The organism is Desulfuromonadales bacterium (assembly GCA_035620395.1).
GTDB lineage: Bacteria > Desulfobacterota > Desulfuromonadia > Desulfuromonadales > DASPGW01 > DASPGW01.
Genome location: DASPGW010000039.1, coordinates 1 through 4227 on the forward strand (window position 1 = coordinate 1; position 4227 = coordinate 4227).

Consider the following 4227-nt stretch of genomic DNA (forward strand, 5'->3'; position numbering starts at 1 on the left):
TTCGGCAGGGTGGTGACCAGCCGGGCGTTCCCCTCGTTGGTGACCAGGGCGATGCCGCCGGTCTCGGCGACGGCGATGTTGGCGCCGGAGATCCCCATGTCGGCATCGAGGTAACCCTGGCGCAGCTGCTCGCGGGCGACCCGCACCAGGTGCTCGATCTCGGCCGGCTCCTCGCGGCCGGTCACCTTGCCGAAGAGCTCGGCGACCTCCTCCTTGAACATGTGGATGGCCGGCATCACCATGTGGCTGGGACGCTGGCCGGCGAGCTGGATGATCCATTCGCCGAGGTCGGTCTCCAGCGCCCGCACGCCGGCCTGCTCCAGCGCCTTGTTGAGGTGGATCTCCTCGCTCGCCATGCTCTTGCTCTTGACCGCGAGCTTCACACCGCGTTCCTTGGCGAGGCCAGTGATGTAGGCGTTGGCCTCCTCGGCGGTGCGGGCGAAAAAGACGGTGGCTCCGGCGGCCTCGGCGTTGCGGGTGAACTCGGCCAGGTACTGCTCCTGGTGTTCGCGCACCTCGTCCTTGCTGGCGGCAATGTCGCTGCGCAGCGCTTCGAAATCGAGGCCGGCGAAGGCGTTCTGGCGGGCGACCACATAAGCGTCGGCGAAGCGGTGCAGGGCCTCCTGCAGTTTCGGGGTGGCCAGGGCCTGGTCGATGCGTTGCTTGTATTGGCGGTTGCGTTCTTTGTTCATGGCGGTTTCCTCTTGCCTGGCTGGTTTGTCCGACAAGTCGGACCTGTCTGACGGGCCCGATTTGTCGGTCTACATCTCCAGAAAATCGCTCGACAGTCCTTCCATCAGCAGGATGTGCAGCTCCTTGGGGCCGTGCACGCCGATGGTCAGAACCCGCTCAATGTCGGCGGTACGGGAGGGGCCGGTGATGTAGGCGAGGAAGTGCCGCGGCGATTTTTCCCGGAACCGTCGCAGGTACGGGACCGCGGCAAACCCGTCGGCGAGGACCTTGGCCGGGTCGAGCAGGACGAAGTGCCGCTCGGGGAGAGTGGTGGCCAGACGGATTGCCTCGTCGGTGCTCTCCAGTACCACGCTGCCGGTGTCGGCCAGGGCGAAGTTGGCGCCGGTCACGCCTGCATCCGCCAGGGGAGCTACCTGTCGCAATTCCTGCTCGCCAACCTCGCAGCCGGCTTCGCGCAGGCGTTTTCCCAGCTCAAGACGAATGCCGCTGGCAAAAGGAGGCAGAACGACCGGCCCCTGGACGCGGTCACGGATGTAGGCCATCGCTTCTTCGGCAGTGCTGACGGTCGTTACCTGGGCACCGACCTTTCGCGCTACCTCGACAAATTTTTCGACTTGTGCCACATCCACCATAGAGCATCTCCCGATTTAGTGGTCTTACCATTTCGCTGTCTGACCTATCCTAAGCAATAGCGGTTGTCCATGTCAAGCCGATAATAACAGTGTTATGCAGCAATCTGACGCTTTCGCCCCGGACAACGCCTGCAAAGCCGAGCAAACGGTATACAATTGGAGCCGTCGCGGTAATTCAGGCTTGTGATCTCAAAAATTTGATTCATTATTGATTCAATTGCATCAAATTTGAATCAACTTGTGGGCCGACAACTGTGGACCGTTGGGGGCAGGCAAATCTGAATCATGATTCATTATTGCATCAACAAGGCTAAGCGTGGTTTCGGAAAAAACAGGAAAGGCAAGCAATTTAAGTGTGTTGACAAATTGGCCCGCGACTTGCTGACAGCCACTGTGAGACGCTAACCCATACCGCTGGAGGTTTGATCCATGACAGAGGTTTTGATCGTCGATGCCCTGCGTACCCCTTTCGGCTCCTTCGGTGGGACCCTCGCCGAGGTGTCCGCCCCTCAACTTGCCGCCCAGGTGTTGTCCCGGCTCCTGGCGAAGCACACACTGCCGGCTGCAGCGGTGGATGAGGTCATCCTGGGACAGGTTCTCCAGGGGGGCTGCGCCCAGGCCCCGGCCCGGCAGGCCATGCGCTTTGCGGGGATACCCGACAGCACCCATGCCATGACCATCAACAAGGTCTGCGGCAGCGGCCTGAAGTCGATGATGCTCGCCGCCCAGTCGATCCGGCTAGGCGACAGCGACGTGGTCCTGGCCGGCGGCATGGAGAGCATGTCGCTTTCTCCCTATGCTTTGCCCGGTGCCCGTTTCGGCCAGCGCATGGGCAACGGCGAGATGCTCGACCTGATGATCCATGACGGTCTGCGCGACCCTTACTCGGGCCGGCACATGGGGGAGATCACCGAAACCTGGATCGAGAAGTGCGGCGTCTCCCGCCAGGAGCAGGATGCTTTCGCCGAGCGCTCCTACCGCCTGGCGCAGGCGGCTCTGGCCAATGGCACCTTCAAGGATGAACTGGTGCCGGTGGTCAGGCAGGGACGCAAGGGCGAGGTGGTGGTGGCCGCGGACGAGGAACCGCATAAGGTCGACTTCGCTCGCCTGCCCAGCCTCAAGAGCGTTTTCAAAAAGGACGGCACCATCACCGCCGGCAATGCCTCGACCATCAACGACGGTGCCGGCGCCGCCCTGCTGGTCAGCGAAACGGCGGCCCGGACGCACAACCTCCGACCCGTCGCCCGCCTGGTCGCCTACGCGACCAACAGCACCTCGCCGGATCTCTTCGCCGAGGCGCCCGTGGCAGCCATCCGCAAGGTCGCCGAACGCGCCGCTCTCAAGCTCTCCGACATCGGTCTCTTCGAGATCAACGAGGCGTTTGCTGCAGTACCCTTGGTGGCCATCCGCGAACTCGGCCTTGACCCCGACAAAGTCAATGTCAACGGCGGCGCCGTCGCCATCGGCCACCCCATCGGCGGCAGCGGCGCCCGGCTGGCGGCGACCCTGCTGCGGGAGATGCGCGTGCGCCGGGTCCGTTACGGTCTGGCGACCCTCTGCATCGGCGGCGGCGAAGCGGTGGCGGTTGTTTTTGAAGCCTTGTAAGGGCATAGGACCTATAAGACAAATAGGACCTATAGAACCTGTTTTCCAATCAGGAGGATTCACGATGAAACCGATCTACCAAAGCGCCGCCGAGGCCCTCAAAGGGGTGGTGTGCGACGGGATGACCATTGCCGCCGGCGGTTTCGGGCTGTGCGGCATCCCCGAGAACCTCATCCTCGCCCTGCGCGACAGCGGCGTAAAAGGTCTGACCGTGGTCAGCAACAACGCCGGAGTCGACGAGTTCGGTCTCGGCCTGCTGCTGCAGACTCGCCAGATCAAAAAGATGATCTCATCATACGTCGGAGAAAACGCCACCTTCGAGCGGCAGTTCCTCTCCGGTGAGCTGGAGCTCGAGCTCACCCCGCAGGGTACCCTGGCGGAGAAGCTGCGTGCCGGCGGGGCGGGGATCCCGGCCTTCTTTACCCGCACCGGCTACGGCACCTTGCTGGCGGAGGGCAAACGGATCGAGAAGTTCGGCGACCAGGAATATGTGCTCGAACAGAGCATCACCACGGACCTGGCCATCGTCAAGGCCTGGAAGGCCGACAAGGCGGGGAACCTGATCTACCGCTATACGGCCAGCAACTTCAACCCTGCCTGCGCCAAGGCCGGACGCGTCACCATCGCCGAGGTCGAGGAACTGGTCGAGATCGGCGAACTCGACCCCCTGGCGATTCATACCCCGGGCAACTATGTGGACCGCATCGTGGTGGGAGGCCGCTATGAAAAGCCGATCGAGCAGCGCACCCTGGCCGGCAAGGTGACCATCAAGGGGTTTTCGCCGATCCGCGAGTGGCAGGCCAGGCGTATCAGTCAGGAATTCAGAGACGGCATGTATGCCAATCTCGGGATCGGTATGCCGACCCTGGTCGCCAACTATATCCCCGAGAGCATCACCGTCACTCTGCATGCTGAAAACGGCCTGCTCGGCGTCGGTCCCTTCCCGGAGGAAGGGCAGGAAGATGCCGACCTGATCAATGCCGGCAAGCAGACCATTACGGCCTTACCCGGGGCCGCTTTCTTCGATTCCGCCGAGTCCTTTGCCATGGTGCGGGGCGGTCACATCGACCTCTCGGTTCTGGGAGCCATGCAGGTCTCCGAGTTCGGCGACCTGGCCAACTGGATGATCCCCGGCGCCATGGTCAAGGGACCCGGCGGGGCGATGGACCTGGTCTCCGGCGTGAAGAAGATCGTCATCATGATGGACCACGTCGCCAGGGACGGCAGCCCGAAAATCATGCAGGCATGCACCCTGCCGCTGACCGGCAAGAACGTCGTCGACATGATCGTCACCGAA

At 62.7% G+C, this 4227-nt stretch carries 4 protein-coding genes; 2 read left to right on the top strand and 2 right to left on the bottom strand.

Annotated features, from left to right (window positions below):
* The coding region (locus VD811_02315) for an LUD domain-containing protein (GenBank protein ID HXV19808.1) at positions 1–692 on the bottom strand (692 nt) is incomplete at its 3' end.
* Between the two features lie 69 nt (positions 693–761).
* Positions 762–1325 carry a lactate utilization protein gene (locus VD811_02320; GenBank protein ID HXV19809.1) on the bottom strand — a complete coding sequence of 188 codons (564 nt, stop codon included), beginning with the start codon at positions 1323–1325 and terminating at the stop codon, positions 762–764.
* A 429-nt stretch (positions 1326–1754) separates the two neighbouring features.
* Between VD811_02320 and VD811_02325 the strand changes: the two genes are divergently transcribed.
* The gene (locus VD811_02325; GenBank protein HXV19810.1) at positions 1755–2930 is read left to right on the top strand and encodes a thiolase family protein; all 1176 of its coding nucleotides are present in this window, start codon (positions 1755–1757) and stop codon (positions 2928–2930) included.
* Positions 2931–2994: 64 nt separating this feature from the next.
* Positions 2995–4227 (top strand): 3-oxoacid CoA-transferase (locus VD811_02330; protein ID HXV19811.1); only part of this gene is annotated, 1233 nt, incomplete at its 3' end.